The organism is Halobacillus litoralis (genome assembly GCF_020524085.2).
In the GTDB taxonomy this organism is placed as follows: domain Bacteria; phylum Bacillota; class Bacilli; order Bacillales; family Halobacillaceae; genus Halobacillus; species Halobacillus litoralis_E.
The window spans coordinates 510,119-529,358 of record NZ_CP129016.1; the positions used below are offsets into that span (position 1 = coordinate 510,119).

At 44.4% G+C, this 19,240-nt stretch carries 18 protein-coding genes and 1 pseudogene; 9 read left to right on the forward strand and 10 right to left on the reverse strand.

The features are described from left to right. Positions 1–56 precede the first annotated feature (56 nt). Both LC065_RS02680 and LC065_RS02685 read left to right on the forward strand, forming a co-directional pair. Complete coding sequence (locus LC065_RS02680; protein WP_226594174.1) at positions 57–971, forward strand: DMT family transporter; 915 nt, start codon at positions 57–59, stop codon at positions 969–971. 79 nt (positions 972–1,050) lie between these two features. After that, positions 1,051–1,908: a DegV family protein gene (locus LC065_RS02685; protein WP_226594177.1), complete on the forward strand. Its 858-nt coding sequence runs from the start codon at positions 1,051–1,053 to the stop codon at positions 1,906–1,908. A gap of 36 nt (positions 1,909–1,944) precedes the next feature. Here the strand turns inward: LC065_RS02685 and LC065_RS02690 are convergent, their stop codons facing one another. The 5 genes from LC065_RS02690 to LC065_RS02710 all read right to left on the reverse strand — a co-directional run bounded on the left by LC065_RS02690 (position 1,945) and on the right by LC065_RS02710 (position 6,017). Then, positions 1,945–3,219: an MFS transporter gene (locus LC065_RS02690; protein ID WP_306163741.1), complete on the reverse strand. Its 1,275-nt coding sequence runs from the start codon at positions 3,217–3,219 to the stop codon at positions 1,945–1,947. A 13-nt stretch (positions 3,220–3,232) separates the two neighbouring features. Then, positions 3,233–3,925 (reverse strand): alpha/beta hydrolase, encoded by a 693-nt coding sequence (locus LC065_RS02695; protein WP_226594183.1) that lies wholly within the window; start codon positions 3,923–3,925, stop codon positions 3,233–3,235. 241 nt (positions 3,926–4,166) lie between these two features. Next, a complete protein-coding gene (locus LC065_RS02700; RefSeq protein ID WP_226594186.1) occupies positions 4,167–4,553 on the reverse strand; it encodes a YppG family protein in 387 nt (128 codons plus the stop codon). A 137-nt stretch (positions 4,554–4,690) separates the two neighbouring features. Then, positions 4,691–4,972, reverse strand: a complete 282-nt coding sequence (locus tag LC065_RS02705; protein ID WP_226594187.1) for a glutaredoxin family protein — start codon at positions 4,970–4,972, stop codon at positions 4,691–4,693. 424 nt (positions 4,973–5,396) lie between these two features. Then, a complete protein-coding gene (locus LC065_RS02710; protein WP_226594189.1) occupies positions 5,397–6,017 on the reverse strand; it encodes an SDR family oxidoreductase in 621 nt (206 codons plus the stop codon). Between the two features lie 140 nt (positions 6,018–6,157). Here LC065_RS02710 and LC065_RS02715 point away from each other — a divergent pair, with 140 nt between their 5' ends. Beyond that, entirely contained in the window at positions 6,158–7,255 is a 1,098-nt protein-coding gene (locus LC065_RS02715; protein WP_226594190.1) for an SDR family oxidoreductase, read from the forward strand. Between the two features lie 78 nt (positions 7,256–7,333). Here LC065_RS02715 and abc-f read toward each other — a convergent pair whose 3' ends face one another. From abc-f to LC065_RS02740, 5 genes are all read right to left on the reverse strand, one after another. Further along, entirely contained in the window at positions 7,334–9,202 is a 1,869-nt protein-coding gene (abc-f, locus tag LC065_RS02720; protein WP_226594191.1) for a ribosomal protection-like ABC-F family protein, read from the reverse strand. Positions 9,203–9,309: 107 nt separating this feature from the next. Continuing rightward, positions 9,310–9,417 (reverse strand): RAxF-45 family protein, encoded by a 108-nt coding sequence (locus LC065_RS02725; RefSeq protein ID WP_306163742.1) that lies wholly within the window; start codon positions 9,415–9,417, stop codon positions 9,310–9,312. A 60-nt stretch (positions 9,418–9,477) separates the two neighbouring features. Then, a complete protein-coding gene (locus LC065_RS02730) occupies positions 9,478–9,942 on the reverse strand; it encodes a MarR family winged helix-turn-helix transcriptional regulator (protein WP_226594371.1) in 465 nt (154 codons plus the stop codon). A 94-nt stretch (positions 9,943–10,036) separates the two neighbouring features. Then, positions 10,037–10,960, reverse strand: coding sequence for a YegS/Rv2252/BmrU family lipid kinase (locus tag LC065_RS02735; RefSeq protein ID WP_226594193.1), 924 nt, complete (start codon positions 10,958–10,960; stop codon positions 10,037–10,039). A gap of 31 nt (positions 10,961–10,991) precedes the next feature. Continuing rightward, positions 10,992–12,071 (reverse strand): hypothetical protein, encoded by a 1,080-nt coding sequence (locus LC065_RS02740; protein WP_226594194.1) that lies wholly within the window; start codon positions 12,069–12,071, stop codon positions 10,992–10,994. 190 nt (positions 12,072–12,261) lie between these two features. Here LC065_RS02740 and LC065_RS02745 point away from each other — a divergent pair, with 190 nt between their 5' ends. The 6 genes and pseudogenes from LC065_RS02745 to LC065_RS02770 all read left to right on the forward strand — a co-directional run bounded on the left by LC065_RS02745 (position 12,262) and on the right by LC065_RS02770 (position 19,231). Beyond that, a complete protein-coding gene (locus LC065_RS02745; RefSeq protein ID WP_226594196.1) occupies positions 12,262–12,714 on the forward strand; it encodes a MarR family winged helix-turn-helix transcriptional regulator in 453 nt (150 codons plus the stop codon). Then, entirely contained in the window at positions 12,711–14,093 is a 1,383-nt protein-coding gene (locus tag LC065_RS02750; protein ID WP_226594198.1) for an MATE family efflux transporter, read from the forward strand. Before LC065_RS02745 ends, LC065_RS02750 begins: the two co-directional genes overlap by 4 nt. Before the next feature lie 343 nt (positions 14,094–14,436). After that, positions 14,437–15,108, forward strand: coding sequence for a hypothetical protein (locus LC065_RS02755; RefSeq protein ID WP_226594201.1), 672 nt, complete (start codon positions 14,437–14,439; stop codon positions 15,106–15,108). A gap of 23 nt (positions 15,109–15,131) precedes the next feature. After that, positions 15,132–16,385, forward strand: a complete 1,254-nt coding sequence (locus LC065_RS02760; protein ID WP_226594202.1) for an efflux RND transporter periplasmic adaptor subunit — start codon at positions 15,132–15,134, stop codon at positions 16,383–16,385. A gap of 185 nt (positions 16,386–16,570) precedes the next feature. Continuing rightward, positions 16,571–17,584: pseudogene (locus tag LC065_RS02765) on the forward strand (LLM class flavin-dependent oxidoreductase). Positions 17,585–18,283: 699 nt separating this feature from the next. Beyond that, positions 18,284–19,231: a BMP family lipoprotein gene (locus tag LC065_RS02770; protein WP_226594207.1), complete on the forward strand. Its 948-nt coding sequence runs from the start codon at positions 18,284–18,286 to the stop codon at positions 19,229–19,231. Positions 19,232–19,240 lie beyond the last annotated feature (9 nt).

The window sequence follows — 19,240 nt, forward strand, 5'->3', positions numbered from 1 at the left end:
CAAACGTAATAATGATAAAATGAGGAAAAACTGACGTACACCAGAGGAGGGCTCGCTTGGAAAAGCCTCCAGTTCAACCATATATAATTTTGTTCATTGGCGTCCTTTCCATTTCCACTTCCGCGATTTTCGTCAAGCTCGCCGGAGATGCGCCAGCTGCGATGATCGCTTTTTACCGCCTGGCCATTGCAGTCGGAATAATGGCTCCTTATGTATTATGGAAACATTTCGATGAAATAAAACAAACGAATAAAAAAGATTGGATACTCGCGATATTATCGGGTGTATTCCTCGCCTTCCACTTTATTTTATGGTTTGAGTCATTGAGTTATACAACCGTGGCCAGTTCTGTCGTCCTCGTCGCTCTCCAGCCGGTTTTTGCTTTTATGGGGACCTATCTCTTCTTCAAAGAGCGATTCACCATCGGAGCCATACTCAGTCTTATCATCACATTGACTGGGAGCGTAATCATCGGGTGGGGCGACTTTCAAATCAGCGGTACGGCTTTGTTCGGTGATCTGCTTGCCCTTCTTGGTGCTGTTACCGTCACCGGTTATTTCCTGCTTGGTCAGAACTTACGCAAACGTCAGTCCATCATGACCTATACGTTCATCGCTTATGGGATGGCAGCGGGCACACTTCTTCTCTATAACCTGGCGCTCGGTTATTCATTTACCGGTTACGACGGTGATCAGTGGCTTATCTTTTTAGGTCTGGCGATCATCCCGACCTTCTTCGGTCATACGCTGTTCAACTGGACATTAAAGTGGCTCAGCACCTCAACGATTTCCATGGCTGTACTTGTCGAACCGGTCGGGGCTTCTATTTTAGCCTATTGGATTTTGGATGAGGGAATCTCTTGGACGCAATGGCTCGGGGGATCGATTGTGATTTTCGGGCTGATGATGTTCATTCTGAGTACGATGAAAAAGGTAAAACCCAAATTCACTCATGAAACAGAACGTCGATAGTCCGCTAAATTTGATATAATACGGAATAAGAAGGGGACCCCCCTATTAATACGATGAATTTAAGAGAGCAGGTGAAGGAATGACGATACAACTGATCATAGATGGAGGCGGAGATCTGCCTCTTGGAATGATGGAAAAACACAGCATCCACTATGTCCCATTAAACTTACACTTCGGAGATGAACATTATAAGACCGGTGAAACGATCGATCTGCCTACCTTTTACGAAAAATTAAAGCAGTCCGAGGAACTCCCTCGTTCTTCTTCTCCAAGCCCGAATGATTTCTATGAAAAATACAAACAAATGGACGCAGATGACGAAATTCTCGTGCTTGCCCTCACTCAAGGATTGAGCAGCACATATGAGAGTGCTGTCATGGGAAGAGACATGCTCCTTGAGGAAGAACCGAATCGTAAAATCGCTGTCCTCAATACAAAAACAGCTTCCTGTGGTATAGCATTGCTGGTGCATGAAGCAACAGCACGCATGGAAGAAGGATACGACTTCGAGGAGCTCGTCTCCCATATGGAGGAGCGAATTGAGAAGACTACGACGCTCTTCATATTGAAGACGTTAGAAAATGTCATCAAAGGCGGACGACTTGATAAAGTCAAAGGCGCCATCGCCAAAACATTGAGTATCAAACTCCTCATGAAAGCGAGCGATGAGGAAGGCTCAGTGGAAGTCACTGAAAAAGTACGCGGCAACAAGAAATCTTTGCGCCGCTTCGTTGAACAAATCGGTGAGTATGCGTCCAACCTTGAAGACCGAGTCATTGCGATGTCCCACTGTAACGATGAGGAACGAGGGAAGAAAGTAATGAATTCAATCAAAGAACGGTATAATTTCAAAGACTCTCTCTTTATGGAGACCGGCCCCCTAATTTCCACGTATGCAGGTGAAGGCGGGCTCGTCATCGCATTCTTTAAAGACTAAAAAAACGTCAGAGGTTTGTAACCTCTGACGTTTTTCTTATGTGTGATAATCCTCATATTTTGGTTGAGGTGACAATAACGCAAGAACACCTGCTGTCACAGGGAAGAGAATCGTCAGCAGAATGACTTCATGGTAACCTCCCAGCCAGTCAAAGAACAAACCGAACGGCAGTGGACCAAGCGCTGATCCTACCACCATGACTGTTTGGGCAAGTCCTTTGATACTACCAAGATGTTCCCGTCCAAAATAATTCGGCCAGACGATATTCAATACGATTCGCTCAAAGCCATTGACAAAGCCCCAGAATACACCAAAAGCAACCGCCATCCACCATGAATTTGTGAACAAAAGGATGATCAACGTTAAGATGTGGCCAAAGAACGTGATGGCCAAAATATAATGCACCTTGAAACGATCAACCAGATAACCACTGACAAATGTAACAGGAAACCCAACAACGGCCATTAAAGTCAGTACCATTGCTGCTACCCCTGTATCCAGTCCTCTTAAATCCATGATTGATACCATATGGAAGGTTACCGCCGTGTTTACGAGAGCCGGGACGATGACACAAAACAAAATAAACCAAAAGGCTCTCGTCGCCATGGCCTCTTTCAATGTCCAACTCTTTTCATTGACCTCAACGTTCGGGTTTTTCATTTCTTCTCCTTTGACCGGTTTCGGTGTCCCGTCCGGCACTTCCCCGATGTGCTCAGGTTTGTTGCGGACGAAGATGAAGGCCATTGGAACAAAAAGAACCAACAGTGCGCATCCCCATAAGCCCCAGGTCACCCTCCAGCCAAAAAATTCAATCAGCCATGTATTCAGCGGTGGCAGCAAAGCTGAACTGGCAAATCCACCGATCGCCATAATGCTGAGCGCTCGCCCCCTTCTCCTTATGAACCATTGGGGCACAAGAGTGTTCGGAATCAACGTCATCGACCCCTGCCCAAATAAACGAATCATAAAGAAACCGAAAAACATCATAATCGGCCCGACCAGAAAAGCATTCCAAAACAAAGCGAATGCTAAACAGGAACCTATCGTAACCATCATCGCCCGCTGCCCGAAACGATCAATGAAGCGCCCCATCATAAATAATGTGATCCCCGCTACCAATGTCGCCGCTGAATAAATCCCAGAGACCAACGACCGTGAATACTCGAAATCTTCTATGTAATAATCAATAAAAATGGAGATGGAATAGGTTTGACCAGGTCCTGAAAAGAATACACTCAAGCCTGCAATCACAACAACAACCCATCCATAATAAAAAGGTGTCTGGATGGGTTGTCCACGATTATTATTCATGTTTCTCTTCCCCCTATGGTTGACTTACAAAATCCATCACTTTATCAAATAATTCGTCGCTGTCATCCCCATGACAAATCAAGTGCTTCGACTTTTTCAAGAAAATGACCTCTTTTTCTTCTGACGGAATTTCTTCCTCCAAATACAAAGCTGCTTTCTTTGGCACCATTCCATCCAGCTCGCCTTGAATGATGAGCACAGGACAGCGGACCTGCTGTAAATAAGGCCGTGTGAATTGCACGCACTTCATAAATTCGAAAGTAGAAAAAAGGTACGTATCCTTCATTTTTTTCTGGTACCTGAGAAAAAGCTCATTATCCGCAAGCACACCGTTCCAGGCATCCGCGACCATTCCAAGAATATCTTTATACATCTGCGGGAGACTGACATATTTCCCGGCCGCCGATAGAAGGACCAAACGATCCAAATGATACTTCGCAGTTAAGTAGGCAGCGATCATTCCCCCCATGGAAAAGCCGATAATGTAAATAGTGTCGTGTCTTTTCATGAGGTCCAGCAGAGCGAGCTCTGCTGTAGCAATCCATTCTTGATAATAGTGTCCTTCAAGGTCCAAGTCCTCCCCGTGCCCCGGAAGCGTAGGATTGGCAATTTCCCAATCCGTCCGTGCTTCCAGAAAGTCGACGAGGGGCTGGACTTCATCCGGACTCCCTGTGTATCCGTGAATACATAAACACCCGATACTCATGTTCCTACGCCTCCACCCGATCATTTATTTCGTTATGCGAAACATTATAACACAATCATTTTCCAACTTTTACACAAAAAAGGACCCTTGTTTCACGAAAAAAGAAGCGCCCTGAATTACCTCTTAGAATTCGCAAGGGAGAGGGTCCCCCTTCTGTTCATCGAAAAAAAAAGAACAGCTGCATGTTTCTTTACATGAACTTTGTCTAAAGAAAATGCGCGCTAAATGAATAGCGCGCGGTTTACTTGATGCCTTTAACGAATGTCCCGATCCCTTTAACAATTGGACTGACATCCTTTACGGTCTTTACAACCTGACCGGTGGTCGACATCATTTTATCGAAGTCAATCTGGCCGTCTTCTTTTTGAAAATAACTCATGACACCTTTGGACATGTTACCGACGTTGAATGAAGAATTCTGATTCCCGGTCTCAGTATAACCTGTATAGTCGTAACTATTCATATATGGATTTTGGAATCCATACATGGCTTGATTGTACGGGGCATACCCCCAGACATTTCCCTGGTTATTGGACATTTGCTGATAATTCACCTGATCGTAAGGAAGACTGGCAGGATACCGATACCAGCCATTATTATAATAATAGTAAGGATTATATGGGTACATGAATGTTCCACCTTTAATGTATGATACTTCAGCCTATGAAAAAGCACCTGAAAAAGTGAAACGAAAGCGATTGATCGTTGGATTATTGATGACTTTGGACAAAAAAAACAAGTGATGATCATCACTTGTCGAAACCATTAGGAAAAGTTCATGGAGTCAGCCCTTATATACTGAGGATTTTCTTTTATTCTCAGCTTCTGTTTCATTTTACGTTCTTGATAACCGAGAATTTTTTCTCCATCTATAAATACAGCGGGTGTACCGTAAATGTTGTTTCTTTGCAGTTCTCTGAAATGGTCACGGTTCTCTGATACATTCCGCTCTTCATAATCAATTTCCCAATCTTCCAATGTTCCTAGTACCTTCTCACAATAGTGACAGTTCCGACTTGTGTACACGATCACTTCCGGGTTACCCAAAGCTCCCCCTCCTTGTGTCTATTGCAATTCTGTCTAGAAACTTAATACCCGTTTTCACAACAGCTAAACCTATTTCCTCATTAAAATTACTCATTTTTCGTCACGGTTCTGTCATTTTCATCACACCCCTTTTACATAAACGCTCCCTATACTTGAAGACTCGATTTCGAGATGCTTTTGGGTTTCGTTGCCGAGGTTGAGCGTCAGGGGTGGCTGGGAATGGTGAGACTCCTGCGGGAAAAAAGTGCAGGGTGAGACCCCACAGGACGCAGTCCGAGGAGGCTCACCGCGCTCCCGCGGAAAGCGAGCTATTCCCCGCAGCCCCTATCCACTCAACAACAGTCTCGAAACTGAGTCTTCAAGAAACCTGCCACAAACTTTAATAAATGATTAAAAAAAGAAGGAGCGCGAGGCTCCTTCTTTTTTATAGTTCTTCAATTGGGGTGTCGCCACTGATGAGGTCGTAGCTTTGGTGGATGGAACCTTCTACAGAGAGAAGATGGACAAGTGTTGCAGCAACATCTTCTCGTGGAATCTCTCCTTGATCTGTACGTTCCTGCAACGTCACCTTCCCTGTGCCTGCATCGTTGGTCAAACCGCCGGGACGGACAATCGTATAATCCAAATCGGTACTCTTCAAGTATTCATCCGCACGTCGTTTCGCATAAAGATAAAACTTGAAGTCGTCGGGCGCTTCTTCTGCACGGTCTGCTCCGATGGAACTTAACATCATGTACCGCTTCACGCCATTGGCTTCTGCATGCTCCGCTGCCTTGATTGCCCCTTCCTGGTCGATGACAATGGTCATGTCTGCGCCTGTATCAGGCCCGGACCCTGCCGCGAAGATGACGGCATCCATTCCTTTGAAAGCATGTTCAAAGTCCCTCATCAAATCCGCATGTATCGTTTCAACGCCTTTTTCTTCAAATTGAGAAATCTGATCTTTCTTACGAACCATTGCATAGGGGGTGTGTTCGGTTTCTACGAGTTTATCGACTATGTGTTTTCCTACTTTTCCATTAGCTCCAATAACGAGAACTTTCATTTGATAACCTCCCAAAAAATCTGTACCTCCCCTATGTTTTCCCCTCCTTTTTTAAGATAAACAAGTGAATAGGTAAAAGAAGGAAGTTCAATGTTCCATCACGAAAAGGTAATCAAACGGATTACGGAGGCGATATGATCATGTCTAACACGTATTTGTTTACTGGTTTTCCAGGATATTTAGCTACCGCCTTAATTGAAGACCTTTTTAGAAGCAGGAATTCCATAGAGAAAATTTACCTTCTTCACCTTCCCTCTATGGAACAACATGCGAAAAATCAGATCGAGGCGTGGGAAAAATGCCAAGAGGTCAATACAGAAAAAATAGAACTCGTTCAAGGGGACATTACTCAAGAGGGGTTAGGAATGTCATCCACGACATCCACGCTCTTACTACAAGAAGTGACCCACGTTTTCCACCTTGCTGCTCTTTATGATTTAGCTGTTCCTCTTATGCCGGCATGGAAGGTCAATGTACAAGGCACAAGAGAAGTGAACCGCTGGCTTTCCCAATGCCTGCATTTGGAACGTTATATTTATTTCAGCACCGCCTATGTTTCAGGAAAACGGGAAGGAGTCGTTTACGAAACAGACCTCACCCATGAGAATGGTTTTAAAAATCATTATGAATACACGAAACACGAGGCAGAAAATCTCGTTCATCGGATGTGCAAAGATATTCCGACGACAATCATCCGCCCCGGGATTGTTGTCGGGCATACAAAGTCGGGTGCCACTGCTAAATTCGATGGGCCTTATTTTATATTGAATTTAGTAGATGCTTTACGAAACATTCCTGTTCTCCCTTACTTCGGAAAAGGAACAGCACGCGTCAACCTTGTGCCGCAGGATTATGTCATCGAAGCGACAAACTACCTTGCCCATCACCCCGAAAGCGATGGAAAGACGTACCATCTCACAGACCCCAATCCTTACACAGCAAAAGAGATCTACGAGCAGCTCAGTTATGTGTATGCGGACAAACACCCTCGTTTCACCTTGCCGCTTGGGCTTGCTAACCAATCATTGAAGTTTCGTCCTTTACGGAAAGTTTTAGGGATTCAAAGGGAAGCTCTTGATTACTTTCTCTGTAGTGCAGACTACGACAACCGTCAGTCAGAAGTAGACCTCGCTGCCTCAGACATCTTTTGTCCCGATTTTTTCTCCTATACCGACGCCCTCGTGGACTATTACCGTGAGAAAAGAGGCGATCCTTCTAAACATATTTCCATCCTATAGGTATGGGTTCGATGATATCGGTCACCTAAAAGGGTAGGAAACTTTTTCGTTTCCTACCCTTTTCTAAGAATGGATAGATCAACACTGCGCTTCCATCCAATGTTCGTATAGAGATTCTAAGTCTTTTTCCAACTCATCTTTACGGTGTTGGAGTTCCATTAACTTTTCTACATCCTCACCATTTTGCATCTGTTGATCGATCGTCGAGATCTCTTGTTCAAGACGACCGATTTCCTTCTCCCAATCGATGGTTGGTTTTTCTTTCACTGGCGCCGTTTCTGGTTTGGCTGTTTTTTTATGTTTTACCACCGGCTCTTCTGACCGCGCTTCTAAAAGGGCGTGCCAATGTTCCTTCGTTTCTTCATACGTACCGATATATCGGTGAAGTTTCCCATCCACAAGAAAAGCGGTGTGAGTAAAACACTGATCCAGGAAATGCCTGTCGTGGGAAACTCCGATGACCGTTCCTGTGAATTGATTGAGCGCTTCTTCAAGAACTTCCTGGGATTCCACATCAAGGTGGTTGGTCGGCTCATCCAGGATCAGGACCTGAATATCCTGATGCATGAAAATTGCAAGCTTCAAACGCATCTGTTCTCCACCACTTAGGTGGCGGATTTTACGAAAGACGTCGTATCCATAAAACATGAACCCCGCAAGCCTGTGTCGCGATTCCCCTTCCGTCACCCGGATGTGATCTCTGAAGTGGTCGATCATCCGCTGATCGCGATCGGCTCCCTGCAGAGGATTTTGCGGAAGATAACCGACTTTTATGGAAGGTGCTCGTTTGATCTTGCCTCCGCTTGGTGTTTCTTTTTCCAATAAAATTTTTAAGAGTGTGGATTTCCCACTTCCGTTAGCTCCGACAACCGCAATCCTGTCCTGATAACGGACGTGGAGGTCGATACCGTTCAGGATTGTTTTGCTTCCATAATGCTTCTTCAGCGATTCAATAGTGAATACATCTTTCCCTGTCCGGCCATCTGCTTCAAGGGAAAGGTTCATTTTTTTAGGATCGATCACCGGCTTATCGATCTTCTCCATCCGTTCTAACGCTTTTTCCATACTTTTTGCTTTTTTGAAAAGCTTAGGGTTCGGTGGTGTGGCTTCATTCGCCCATTGCCTCAATCTCCGTATGGCCTCTTTCATCTTTTTAATCTTCTTCTGTTGTTCTTCATACTGATGAAATTCAGCAAGCAATTTTTCTTCTTTTTGCTTCTCAAAAGCGGTGTAGTTACCTTTGTACGTATCCACTTCTCCGGATTCTAAATCCATAATGTCTGTCACGATGTGGTCAAGGAAGGCACGGTCATGAGAGATGACACAAATGGTCCCGTCGTAGGCTTGCAAATAAGCTTCCAGCCATTCGATCGCTCGTAGATCTAGATGGTTCGTCGGTTCATCAAGCAAAAGAACGTCGGGGTCTTCCAGTAACAACTTGGCAAGACCAAGTTTCGTCTTTTCTCCACCACTCAAGCTTGAAAATGAATGATCCAGCAAATGATGGATATTCAACCCCTTCGCTACTTGTTTAATGGAGGCGTCCATTTCGTATCCACCACGCTGAGTAAAGCGCTCCTGTATTTCCCCATATGCGGCAATAGCTTTCTCCATTTTATCAGGGTTTGTCATATCTTCTTCTAATTCTTTCATCTGTTCAGCCAATGAGACGAGCTCGGTAAAAGCAAGTTCCAAGTACTCTCTCCCCGTCCCCGTCCAATCAGATGGAATCTGTTTCAAATACCCGATGGTCGCTCCCTTTTGAATGAAAAGATCGCCATCATCCAGCGCTTCCTCTTTTGTTATGATTCGGAAAAGGGTCGATTTTCCGCTGCCATTACGACCGACAAGCCCAACACGCTGTCCGGATTTAATTTCCATATCCAAAGCTTCGAATAATACTTCGCCACCGACAATTTTATATATATTCTTTAATGTAATGATCATTGAAAATTCCTCCTAAAGACTTTTTGAAGACACAAAAAAAGCCAGAGGTCCCGTTACCTCTGACTTTTATCTGCGAATAATCAGGTATGAGACGCTACATTGCTTCACTATTCAGATGCCATTTTGGACATACGTATCCCGTTGACAGCTGAATCATGAATAATTGCACGGCGTAGATAGTTGATTTGATAGTCAAGCACGTGCATCTGTAACATCTTCATACCCTCCTTTGTCTTTAGAATTACTTTTATTATATCGGATTGTCAGAAAAGTCGCTACTCTTTTTTAGATTCTGCAGACTTCCCAAGTTTCTTCAATAATTCAATGGCATCCTTCTTCTCTTCATCCGTCAGCCCATCCATGATTGATTCAATCTCTTTCCAATGGTCAGGGAAGATGCCGTTCAACAGGTCCCGTCCTTTTTCGGTAATGGACGCATAAGTAATACGTCGGTCGTTTGGACAAGGCACGCGTTTCAAGTATTCCTTTTTCTCAAGCTTGTCCACCACATAAGTGATACTTCCGCTTGCAAGCAGAATTTTTTCTCCGATCTTCTGCAGTGGCTGATCTCCCTGGTGATACAAGAGCTCAAGCACTCCGAATTCTGTCGGATTCAATTCATATCGTTGGATATCGTCCTTCACTAAATCTGCGATGGTGCGCTGAGCTTTTGTTAATACGACAAAAAGCTTCAACGAAGGATCTTGTTTTTTCTTGCGGTACAGTTCTTGTTCGTTCATCACGTTCGCCCATCCTTTACAAAAGATAAAGATAGTATAAGTTTAACAAATTCTAACTGTCAAACCATCCCTTTTCCGCAAATTCACGGTTTCCTTAAGGGTTGTCCATATTCTTCAGCGCATTCGGTCCTCCGCTTAAGAAGGTAAAATGACCCGGCAGAACCTCCAATTTTTCCGGTGTCTTCCCTTTGATTTCTCCATCCATATCCACATCCTGCTTAAATTCAACATCGATGTTCACCTTCTCCCCTTGATAGTGGGAAATCTCTTGAAATTCACTCTGATCGGTTTGTGGACGACCCATCGTCATGATTTCACGGAATAACGTCAAGTTTGAATTTTTTACAATCAGCACGTCAAACTTCCCATCTTGTAAGTTGATGGTAGGGACAGGGACACGCCTCGTCCCGATGAATTGTCCATTCATAATAAGGATCATCACCGCCTGACCATCCACTTCTTCATCGTCTACAGTCATTTTATAATGAAAAGGTGTGGCTTGATTCATCGTTTTCAGTGCACTCATGAAATAGCTGAGCACACCGAACCGGTTCTTTTGGGTTTCATCAATGTTAAAGGAGGTTTGTGTCACAAGCCCAATGCCCCAGAAGTTTATAAAATAATCGTCCTCTGTCTTCCCTGCATCCACAGAAACCTCTTCCCCTGCAATGATGGATGCAGCCGCTTGATTGAGCCGCTGAGGTGTATCCAACACCCGGCTGAAATCGTTACACGTGCCTCCTGGCAACACACCGATCACCGGACGTTTTTCCATCGGTGCCAGACAATTGATGACTTCATGCAAGGTACCGTCCCCGCCGAAGATGAAAAAAACATCGACCTCGGGGCCGTAATGCCGGCAGTTTCCATATAAATCATCCAACGATAGCGTTTGGATGACCTTTAACTCTTTCACCTCTTTACTCAAGGTCGGCAATACTTGCGAAAGAGCTGTCTCTATCTCTGTTTCGTCCTTTTTTCCATTATAGATAAAGATTCCACTTTGATAACGAGGCATAGAATCCCTTCCTTCCTCTTATCATAATTGACTAAATCTCTCCCTTTGAAACCAGTCGTGCTTTATTTAAAGTTTCGAGAAACCTTTCCGGCTCATCGACGTTCAGAAAAATATGATTTACTTTACGTTTGAAACCAAATAAACGATACCCCTCCACCGCTTCGTTCAATCTTATTTCTAACTGGGGAGGAACCTTTTCAAATCCAGCAAGCATCATGGTGAAGGAATGGCTTTCCTCAGACGATGTCCCCCCATCATGCCAACAGACCTCCTTCACTTTTTCCAACGGGACCGTCATGTGAAAGCGAAGCCCTTTTTGAAAATGAAGATGATTATTCTGGATGATAACAGGACTTTTACGAATCGCTTGGTAGTCAGCAATTAGAAAGACGAGCGCATAAAAATCAAGGAGGGTCGCAATCCAGGCAATGGTGTGGCTGTACTGCATAAGCATGACGTGGACAGCAATGATTTCAATGAGCATCGCATGGACAAGCATGAGAAAAACACCGAAGTACTCACTCTTTTTGTGGTAACTGAAGATTTGGTCACCTTCCGGCTTATGATCCAGTTGTGGAAAGAAAGCATAGCGGATCGCTGATGCATCTGTCGCTATCACTCCGATCAGCCTTTCCAACTTGGGATAGCCTCCAAACGTTTGCTTGTTCGCTGTAGAAATTCTTGAAAGTAAATGCGGATTTGTGTGGATGGAAGCTTTGAAACTCCGCTTCCATGCCTTCAGGTTCTTGATGAAAATAACAAGGAGGTAAAATTCCAGGAGGACGAAACCTGCCTCAACGAGGATAATGGAAACGTTCATGTATTGCAGGTGTTCTTTAGCATACGCGGGGACAATCCAGTGGACGAAACCCGCTCCTAAAAGCCAAAGAGGGGCAAGCAATGACAATGTCGGCTTTCTCCGGAGAACAAATAAGAAAAGCACGACCGGAAGAACAATCATGATGTCAATGACCGTCGCTAACACAAGAAGCGGCGGCACTTCACCCGTCACTTCCATCTTCTGAATGGAAAAGTTTGAAAGTAGTAAGGCAGCAATAAACAGTCCGCCTCCATAAAACGACTTCGGATGCGTTTTTAATGATTGAACCATAACGACCACCCCCATCTTTTTCCTTCATTTTACTATACAGCAGCAGATGGGATTGAGTTTAATGGTAAAAAGTTCATGCAGCCAATGAAAAGTTCATAGGACTGCCTTAACTCCTTGCCTGTAAAACACTTTCGTTTACTTCTAAGCGAAGTCGTATTATACTATAATTTGTTTAGGGGGCTAAGTAAATATGAAGCAAAACATAGATCAAAATTTAGGTTACAACATCAATATGGTCGCACATTTCTTACAAAATATATATAACCAGCGATTAGGAGAGTTCGGGTTGACCCACTCGCAGGCGAAGGTCATCTACTTCCTGGCCAAGGCAGGCGAGCAATCCCAAACGGACCTGCAAAAACAGCTGCATATCAAAGCATCATCAATGAACGGCTTGATTGAAACACTGTTGAAGCATGAACGCATCATTAAAAGGTCCTGCCAAAAAGACAAAAGGACAAAGCTTGTGAAGCTTACAGATAAAGGTTTAGAGTTGTATGCTACCATTCTAAAAATTGTGGCTGATATTGAAGAAGAAGCAAACCAGGGGCTGTCGAAAGAAGAACAACAAGTCATGATTTCATGGCTGAAGAAGATGCAAGCCAACTTGAAACCTAAAACATCAAGGAGCGAAGACAAATGAAACAACAAAGTGAGCGGTTAGGGACCCAACCCATCCCGAAATTATTAACGAACTTATCCGTGCCTGCCATGATCGGCATGTTCGTCATGGCTCTGTACAATGTCGTTGACACGCTTTTCATCGCACGCGGCGTCGGGATATTAGGCGTCTCCGGTGTCAGCATCGGCTTCCCGGTGATGATGATCATCATGGCCATTGCCGCAGCCGTCGGTATTGGTGGTGCCTCGGTCATCTCAAGACGATTAGGGGAAAACAAGCAGGAAGAAGCCAACCAAGTTTTCGGAAACATCCTTTTTACAATCGTCGTCGTCTCAAGCTTCGGCTTCATCGGAGCCTTCACCTTTCTTGAGCCTTTGCTGAAACTGTTCGGAGCAACCGATAACATTATGCCTTATGCAACCGATTATTTGTTCCCGATCATGCTTGGATCATTCTTCTTCTCTTTCGCCTTTACAACGAACAGCATCATCCGTTCAGAAGGAAACTCCAAGTTTGCAATGATTACAATGATCATTCCGGCGGTTTTGAACATGATCCTCGATCCGATCTTCATTTTCGGATTGGATATGGGCGTGCAGGGGGCTTCAGTGGCCACCGTTATTTCCCAGGCGACCGTAACGATCGTCGTCTTGAATTACTTCTTAAAAGGGAAATCTTCACTCGCGGTCAAGGTTTCCTACTTGAAGCCACAATGGTCTGTCATCCGCGAAGTGTTAACCATTGGGATGCCTGCTTTCATCCGACAAGTATCGGGGAGCGGGATGATGATCGCGATCAACTTGATGCTCATTAAATTCGGCGGTGAATTTGAAGTCGGCGTCTTCGGAATTGTCCAGAAGCTAGCGATGTTCACCATCATGCCAATGATCGGTGTTCTTCAAGGCATGCAGCCCATTATTGGCTATAATTACGGAGCCCAAAATTATGACCGCCTGAAAGAAACGGTCCTGCTGGGTATGAAAGTCGTTACAATAATCTCTGCAGGCATTTTCATCTTGATGATGGCCTTCCCTGAAGGTTTGATGAACATCTTCACAGGAGATGAAGCGACCATCGAGACAGGAGCATACGCCATCAGAATCATTTTTGCTCTCGCTATTCTGATCGGGGCCCAGGTCGTCAGCGGCGGGCTTTATCAAGCATTGGGAATGGCAAAACCTGCGCTGATCCTGTCTATGGCACGACAAGTGCTGTTCTTAATTCCGCTCGTATTGATTTTGCCGAACTTCTTTGGAGTGACAGGCGTGTGGCTCGCCTTCCCTCTTGCTGATCTGTTCGCTTTCGTTCTATCCATGATCTTCCTTTATAAAGATCGAGCTCTATTTTTCAAAGCGAAAAACCAAGACCCGCCCTACCAGGCCGCGCCTTCTCAAGGCTGAATAAAAAGCACGGTGCATCCAGCACCGTGCTTTATTTTTGGCTCTGTATGATTAAAGAAGATGTCAGGATTGTTGAAGACTCAGTTTAGAGACTTCCATTGAGTGGATGGGGACTACGGGGAATAGCTCGCTTTCCAGCCACCCCTGACGCTCAACCAGGGCAATGAACCCCGGTTATCTCGAAACTGAGTCTTTCACAATCCAGAGCTTATATGAAAAGACATATCGGGGTTTATCCACCTAACTTTTTCCAAACAGTTTACGAGGTAATTATAGCAACAACTGACAATTTCCGTTAGAATAAGACAGAGAGTTTTATTTTCTATATTAAAGGATGGAACGCATGACATACTCGATTCATTTAATAAAGCTATTTACAAGCCGGGAAGACCATTTGTTCAAACTGAACGAAGCGGAACGGCTCAAAAACGTTTGGAATCTATTATTCTTTTTACTAGGTTTGACGATTCTTACATATGTCTGGACAGCATGGCTTGGTCTAGGTACGGATGCAATTTCTGCCAACATGTCTGACCTGAACAGAGTCGAATATGAAATGAGGAAAGCCTGGTTCTTAATTGGACGCGCTGGTTTCGCCATCCTTTTATTCTTGTTCACGCTTTTCATTTCATCGTTCTTTTTCTGGTTGTTCAACAACGTTTCTTATAAAAAACTCTTCATTCTGCAGATGAATGTATTGCTGATCATGCTGATCGAACGGATTACCTGGATCCCGCTAATGGTTTATGCCGGGGTTGATTGGTACGTATCCCCCTTTTCTTTTGGAGTGATCGCCTCTTATTTTACCAGCATTGATTGGGTTATTTACTTATGCGGAGCCATCTCCATCTTTCAGCTTTTCATCATCTGGTATCAGGTGAAGTGCATCTCCTGGCTTTCCAAAACGAAAATTGGCTGGATCTGGGTCGGTGTTGTTTTTTGGCACATGTTGTTGTGGGCAGGGACCGCCGCCCTATCTAAATTCGATTTGTATCTCCTTTATTTACTCAGATAAGAAAGCAGCAGGTGTAAAGATCTATGAAAAAAATCAATGTTAAAGGCAGAATCCTTGGAATTTTGATTGTCGCCTTCGTTACGACCAATGCTTTCCTCATCTTCTTTGATGAAGGAGAACAAGTGGATCGCAAGTCTTATATCAAGGAATGGTCCAAGACAATCACCTATGATTTATTTAAAAAAATGGATACAAAAGCCGTGTTCACATCAGAAGAAACAGAGCCGGTGTATTTCAATGAAGATGTTGGATCATTCAACGAATTTCTCGTAAACGAAGGAGACACCGTAAGTGAGGGCGATGATCTCTACACGTACGATGTCTTAAACTATTATCAGGAAGAAGCTCGTCTTGAATCCGAAGTGAGCCGGTTAGAAGAAGAAATTGACGCAATTGAAGATCTTATAGACGAAGTGGAAAGCTATCGCGTACCTGATCCTCCCGAAACAAACAATAACTCAAATCCATTCAATAATAATTCCAATACAAGTGACGCTCCCCCTCCTTCCTACGTAGAGACCGAGTACATGAAAGAAGAGAAGGTTGCCGAACAAGAAGCAGAACTGGCTAAGCAAGAAGCTATGCTCCAAATGGTGGAAGACCAACTGGACCAGCTTCAGGACGAGGGTGATCAGATTACGGTTACAAGCGCTTTTTCAGGAACGGTCAGCGAAATTTCAGAAGACCTTGAAGCCCCACTTCTGACATTGGAATCTACGAACCTAGTATTAGAAGGAACTATCCCTGAACAGGAACGGAAAGAAATCGAAGAAGAAATGGTCGTTGAAATTCATGTACCTGAAATGGAATATGAAACGACAGGTACATTAGCTTCTGTTGACGACTATCCAGAAGAAGTCGAGGTCCATCGCTCAAGCCGCTATCCTTTCACAGTTTCCCTGGAAAACCCTTCAGAGGAACTGCTGGCTGGCTATCATGCGGATTTAAAAATCATTACAGATGAAGCTTTAGGTGTAGTCACCGCTGTTGAAAAAGCGTTGGAGACCGAAGAAAACCTTTATGCATGGGTGATGAATGAAGAAGGTATTCTAGAACGCCGTGACATCGAAACAGGTATTGAAGAACAAGAACTCGTTGAAATCATTTCAGGCCTTGAAGATGGTGAATGGCTTGCCGTAGAGCCAAAAGATGAATTCAGAAATGAAGCGATCTTCTTCACACCACTACATACCGATGATCTTAGAGTACGCCAGATGTTCAAAATGGAACGTCAGTCTATGCTCACTTACGGTTTACTAGGCATCCTATCCAGATAACTCTAGAGAAAAACCGGCTGTCCCCCAGACAGCCGGTTTTTCTTTGTTCGTAAAATTCATTAAGAAATATGGCGGGTTTAGAGAAAAGAAGGAAAAGAATTGTTTTACATTTGCATCTATACGTAGCACATGGGACGATAGTAGTTAGATAGAATGACAACGAAAGAAGTAAAAGGGGTATAAAAATGAAATTAAGTGTATTGGATCAATCCCCTATTTTAACCGGGACAGACCCAAAAGAAGCTTTACAACAAACAACAGAACTCGCAAAGTGGACGGATAAGCTGGGATATCACCGTTTCTGGGTGTCTGAACATCATAGTACAAGCAGCCTCGCCGGGTCTGCACCTGAGATACTCGCGGCCCATCTGGCTGCTCATACAGAAAACATTAGAATTGGCACAGGTGGCGTATTACTTCCCCACTACAGTTCCTATAAAGTTGCGGAAGCCTTTCGTATTCTCGAAACCCTCCACCCTGACCGCATTGATCTAGGGGTGGGGCGTGCTCCTGGAGGGATGCCCAACGTCAATTTAGCATTGAACCGCGGAAAACTGCCAAGCATTGAAGACTATCCATCCCAAGTAGAAGAGTTAATGGCATATTTACACGGCTAGGACCCACACGGGATGGACATTTATGCAACACCGAAAGGAGAAACAGCACCACCCGTATGGATGCTTGGATCAAGCGGGACAAGTGCACGCTTGGCTGCAGACTTAGGAGTCTCTTACTCCTTCGCTCATTTCATCAATGGACGCGGAGGAATACGGGCAATGGATCGTTACCAAGATTACTTCACAACCTCTATGCAGCAAAGTAGTCCAATTGGTAATGTCTCTGTATTTGTCGTTTGCGCAGAAACGGATGAGTATGCAGAATACCTTGCTGCGAGTCTGGATCTTGCTCTTCTACAAATTGAACAAGGTGGAAAACGGACACATTTCCCTACTCCTGATGAAGCGCTCAGCCATAAGTACACCATTTTTGAAGAGGAACGAATTCAAGACAACCGAAATCGGATGATTGTCGGCTCTGTTGAAAAAGTAAAAGAAGAGATTGAACAACTGGCGGAGAGCTATAACGTAGATGAAGTGATCGTCAACACGATCGTCACTCCGTTTGAAGATCGTTTACGCTCCTATGAGCTCTTAGCCGATGCTTTTCAATTAAGCCACTCCAAAACCACGATGACCTGACGTCATCGTGGTTTTTTCTATTCCCCTATTATTCAACTAAATGGCAGGATTGTGGAAGACTCAGTTTCGAGATGTTTCCGGGGTTCGTTGCCCGGGTTGAGCGCCAGGGGGGGCTGGGAAGCTACTCGCTTTCCTGTGGGGGAGTGGCGAGCTTCCTCGGGCTACCGCCCTGCGGGATCTCGCCTATCTCCTTTCTCCCACGGGAGTCTCGCAGCTTCCCAACCACCCCTTTCAATTATGCGTAAAACGAACCCCTTTGCTCAAAGGGACTGCCTTCCACTTTCCCGCTTTTATAAGCATAAAGCCTTAAAAAGCCTTCTCTATCAAGCTTTCATAATCCAAATACACATAGGGTAGAAGTTTAACGCCCACACTTCTATCAAGCTTGAAAGCTTCTTATTTCAGAAGTGGTTTCGAGACGCTTATAAAGTCAAGGGGCGTAGGGAAACGGTGAGACTCCTATGGGACGTGTGGGACAGGTGAGACCCCGGAAGGCGTAGCCTGAGGAGGCTCACCGCCCGCCCCATGGAAAGCGAACTGTTTCCCGGAGCCCCTAAACACACATAAATCTCGAAACTGAGTCTTCCACAATCGGGAGCTTTTGTGGTGTGAGGATATTAAGTCTTCCTTCCTATTTAAATTGTCCTGGTTGTTACCGATATTTATAGATGTCAGACATCATAACAAGGAGTGGTGATATTGCAACGTCTATACATACCCTTCGTCCTCCTTTCCTTACTTGTAGGAATGGTTGGATGTGCGAACAATGAAATGCAAGCGAATACAGAAGATACGATCAGCGCTGGCCTTATCGTCACAGACAGCGGACTCGGTGATGATTCTTTCAGTGATTCAGCTTTTCAAGGACTCGAACAAGCCCGTGATGAGTTAGGCATCACTTTCGATTATCGGGAACCGTTCGATCAGGATTATAAAAAGAATGCCCAAGAGCTGTTGGAACAAGACCATGACGTCATCATCGGACTAGGCTATAATTCGCAGGAAGCTATTGAAAAATTAGCGAAAGAAAACCCGGATCAGTCATTCGTGATGATTGATGCTGTATCTGAACTTGAGAATGTCACGTCTATCACCTTTAAGGAAGATGAAGGAAGTTATTTAATCGGCCTTATAGCTGGAATGAAAACAAAAACAGATACCGTCGGATTTATTGGCGGGGAAAAAATTCCGGTCGTAGAACGTTTTGAAGAAGGATTCAAAGCAGGTGTGAAAGAAGCAAATGCAGATGCACAGATCCTTTCTGAGTATGCAGGAACGTTCGATGATGATGAGCAAGGTGCTTCCATTACGAACGACATGGTGGAAAAAGGTGCTGATTTCGTCTTTCCTGCAGCAGGCTTTACAGGGATCGGAGTTTTGAAAGAAGCTCAGAAACAAGGAATCTACGCGTTTGGTGTGGATAGCGACCAGTTTTTCGTAGCTGAAGAAGCCGTCGTCTCATCCATGCTTAAAAACGTGAATGTCGCTCTTTACGATGTGATGAAACTCTTGAGTGATGGACAAAAGCTGGATGGAGGCACACAAACGCTCGGTATTGAAGAAAATGGCGTAGGTCTTGCTCCAATCCGCTTAATTGAATTAAATCAAGAGGAACAAAATCTATTAAATGAAGCGACAGGAAAGTAAGGGGGAAAC

Coding starts and splice junctions, on each gene's coding strand:
- LC065_RS02690 (WP_306163741.1), bottom strand. CDS start 3,219: ATGAATAATAATCGTGGACAACCCATCCAGACACCTTTTTATTATGGA.
- LC065_RS02740 (WP_226594194.1), bottom strand. CDS start 12,071: ATGGTTCAATCATTAAAAACGCATCCGAAGTCGTTTTATGGAGGCGGA.
- LC065_RS02735 (WP_226594193.1), bottom strand. CDS start 10,960: ATGCCTCGTTATCAAAGTGGAATCTTTATCTATAATGGAAAAAAGGAC.
- LC065_RS02730 (WP_226594371.1), bottom strand. CDS start 9,942: ATGAACGAACAAGAACTGTACCGCAAGAAAAAACAAGATCCTTCGTTG.
- LC065_RS02760 (WP_226594202.1), top strand. CDS start 15,132: ATGAAAAAAATCAATGTTAAAGGCAGAATCCTTGGAATTTTGATTGTC.
- LC065_RS02710 (WP_226594189.1), bottom strand. CDS start 6,017: ATGAAAGTTCTCGTTATTGGAGCTAATGGAAAAGTAGGAAAACACATA.
- LC065_RS02715 (WP_226594190.1), top strand. CDS start 6,158: ATGTCTAACACGTATTTGTTTACTGGTTTTCCAGGATATTTAGCTACC.
- LC065_RS02725 (WP_306163742.1), bottom strand. CDS start 9,417: ATGTTACAGATGCACGTGCTTGACTATCAAATCAACTATCTACGCCGT.
- LC065_RS02700 (WP_226594186.1), bottom strand. CDS start 4,553: ATGTACCCATATAATCCTTACTATTATTATAATAATGGCTGGTATCGG.
- LC065_RS02750 (WP_226594198.1), top strand. CDS start 12,711: ATGAAACAACAAAGTGAGCGGTTAGGGACCCAACCCATCCCGAAATTA.
- LC065_RS02695 (WP_226594183.1), bottom strand. CDS start 3,925: ATGAGTATCGGGTGTTTATGTATTCACGGATACACAGGGAGTCCGGAT.
- LC065_RS02745 (WP_226594196.1), top strand. CDS start 12,262: ATGAAGCAAAACATAGATCAAAATTTAGGTTACAACATCAATATGGTC.
- LC065_RS02755 (WP_226594201.1), top strand. CDS start 14,437: ATGACATACTCGATTCATTTAATAAAGCTATTTACAAGCCGGGAAGAC.
- LC065_RS02685 (WP_226594177.1), top strand. CDS start 1,051: ATGACGATACAACTGATCATAGATGGAGGCGGAGATCTGCCTCTTGGA.
- abc-f (WP_226594191.1), bottom strand. CDS start 9,202: ATGATCATTACATTAAAGAATATATATAAAATTGTCGGTGGCGAAGTA.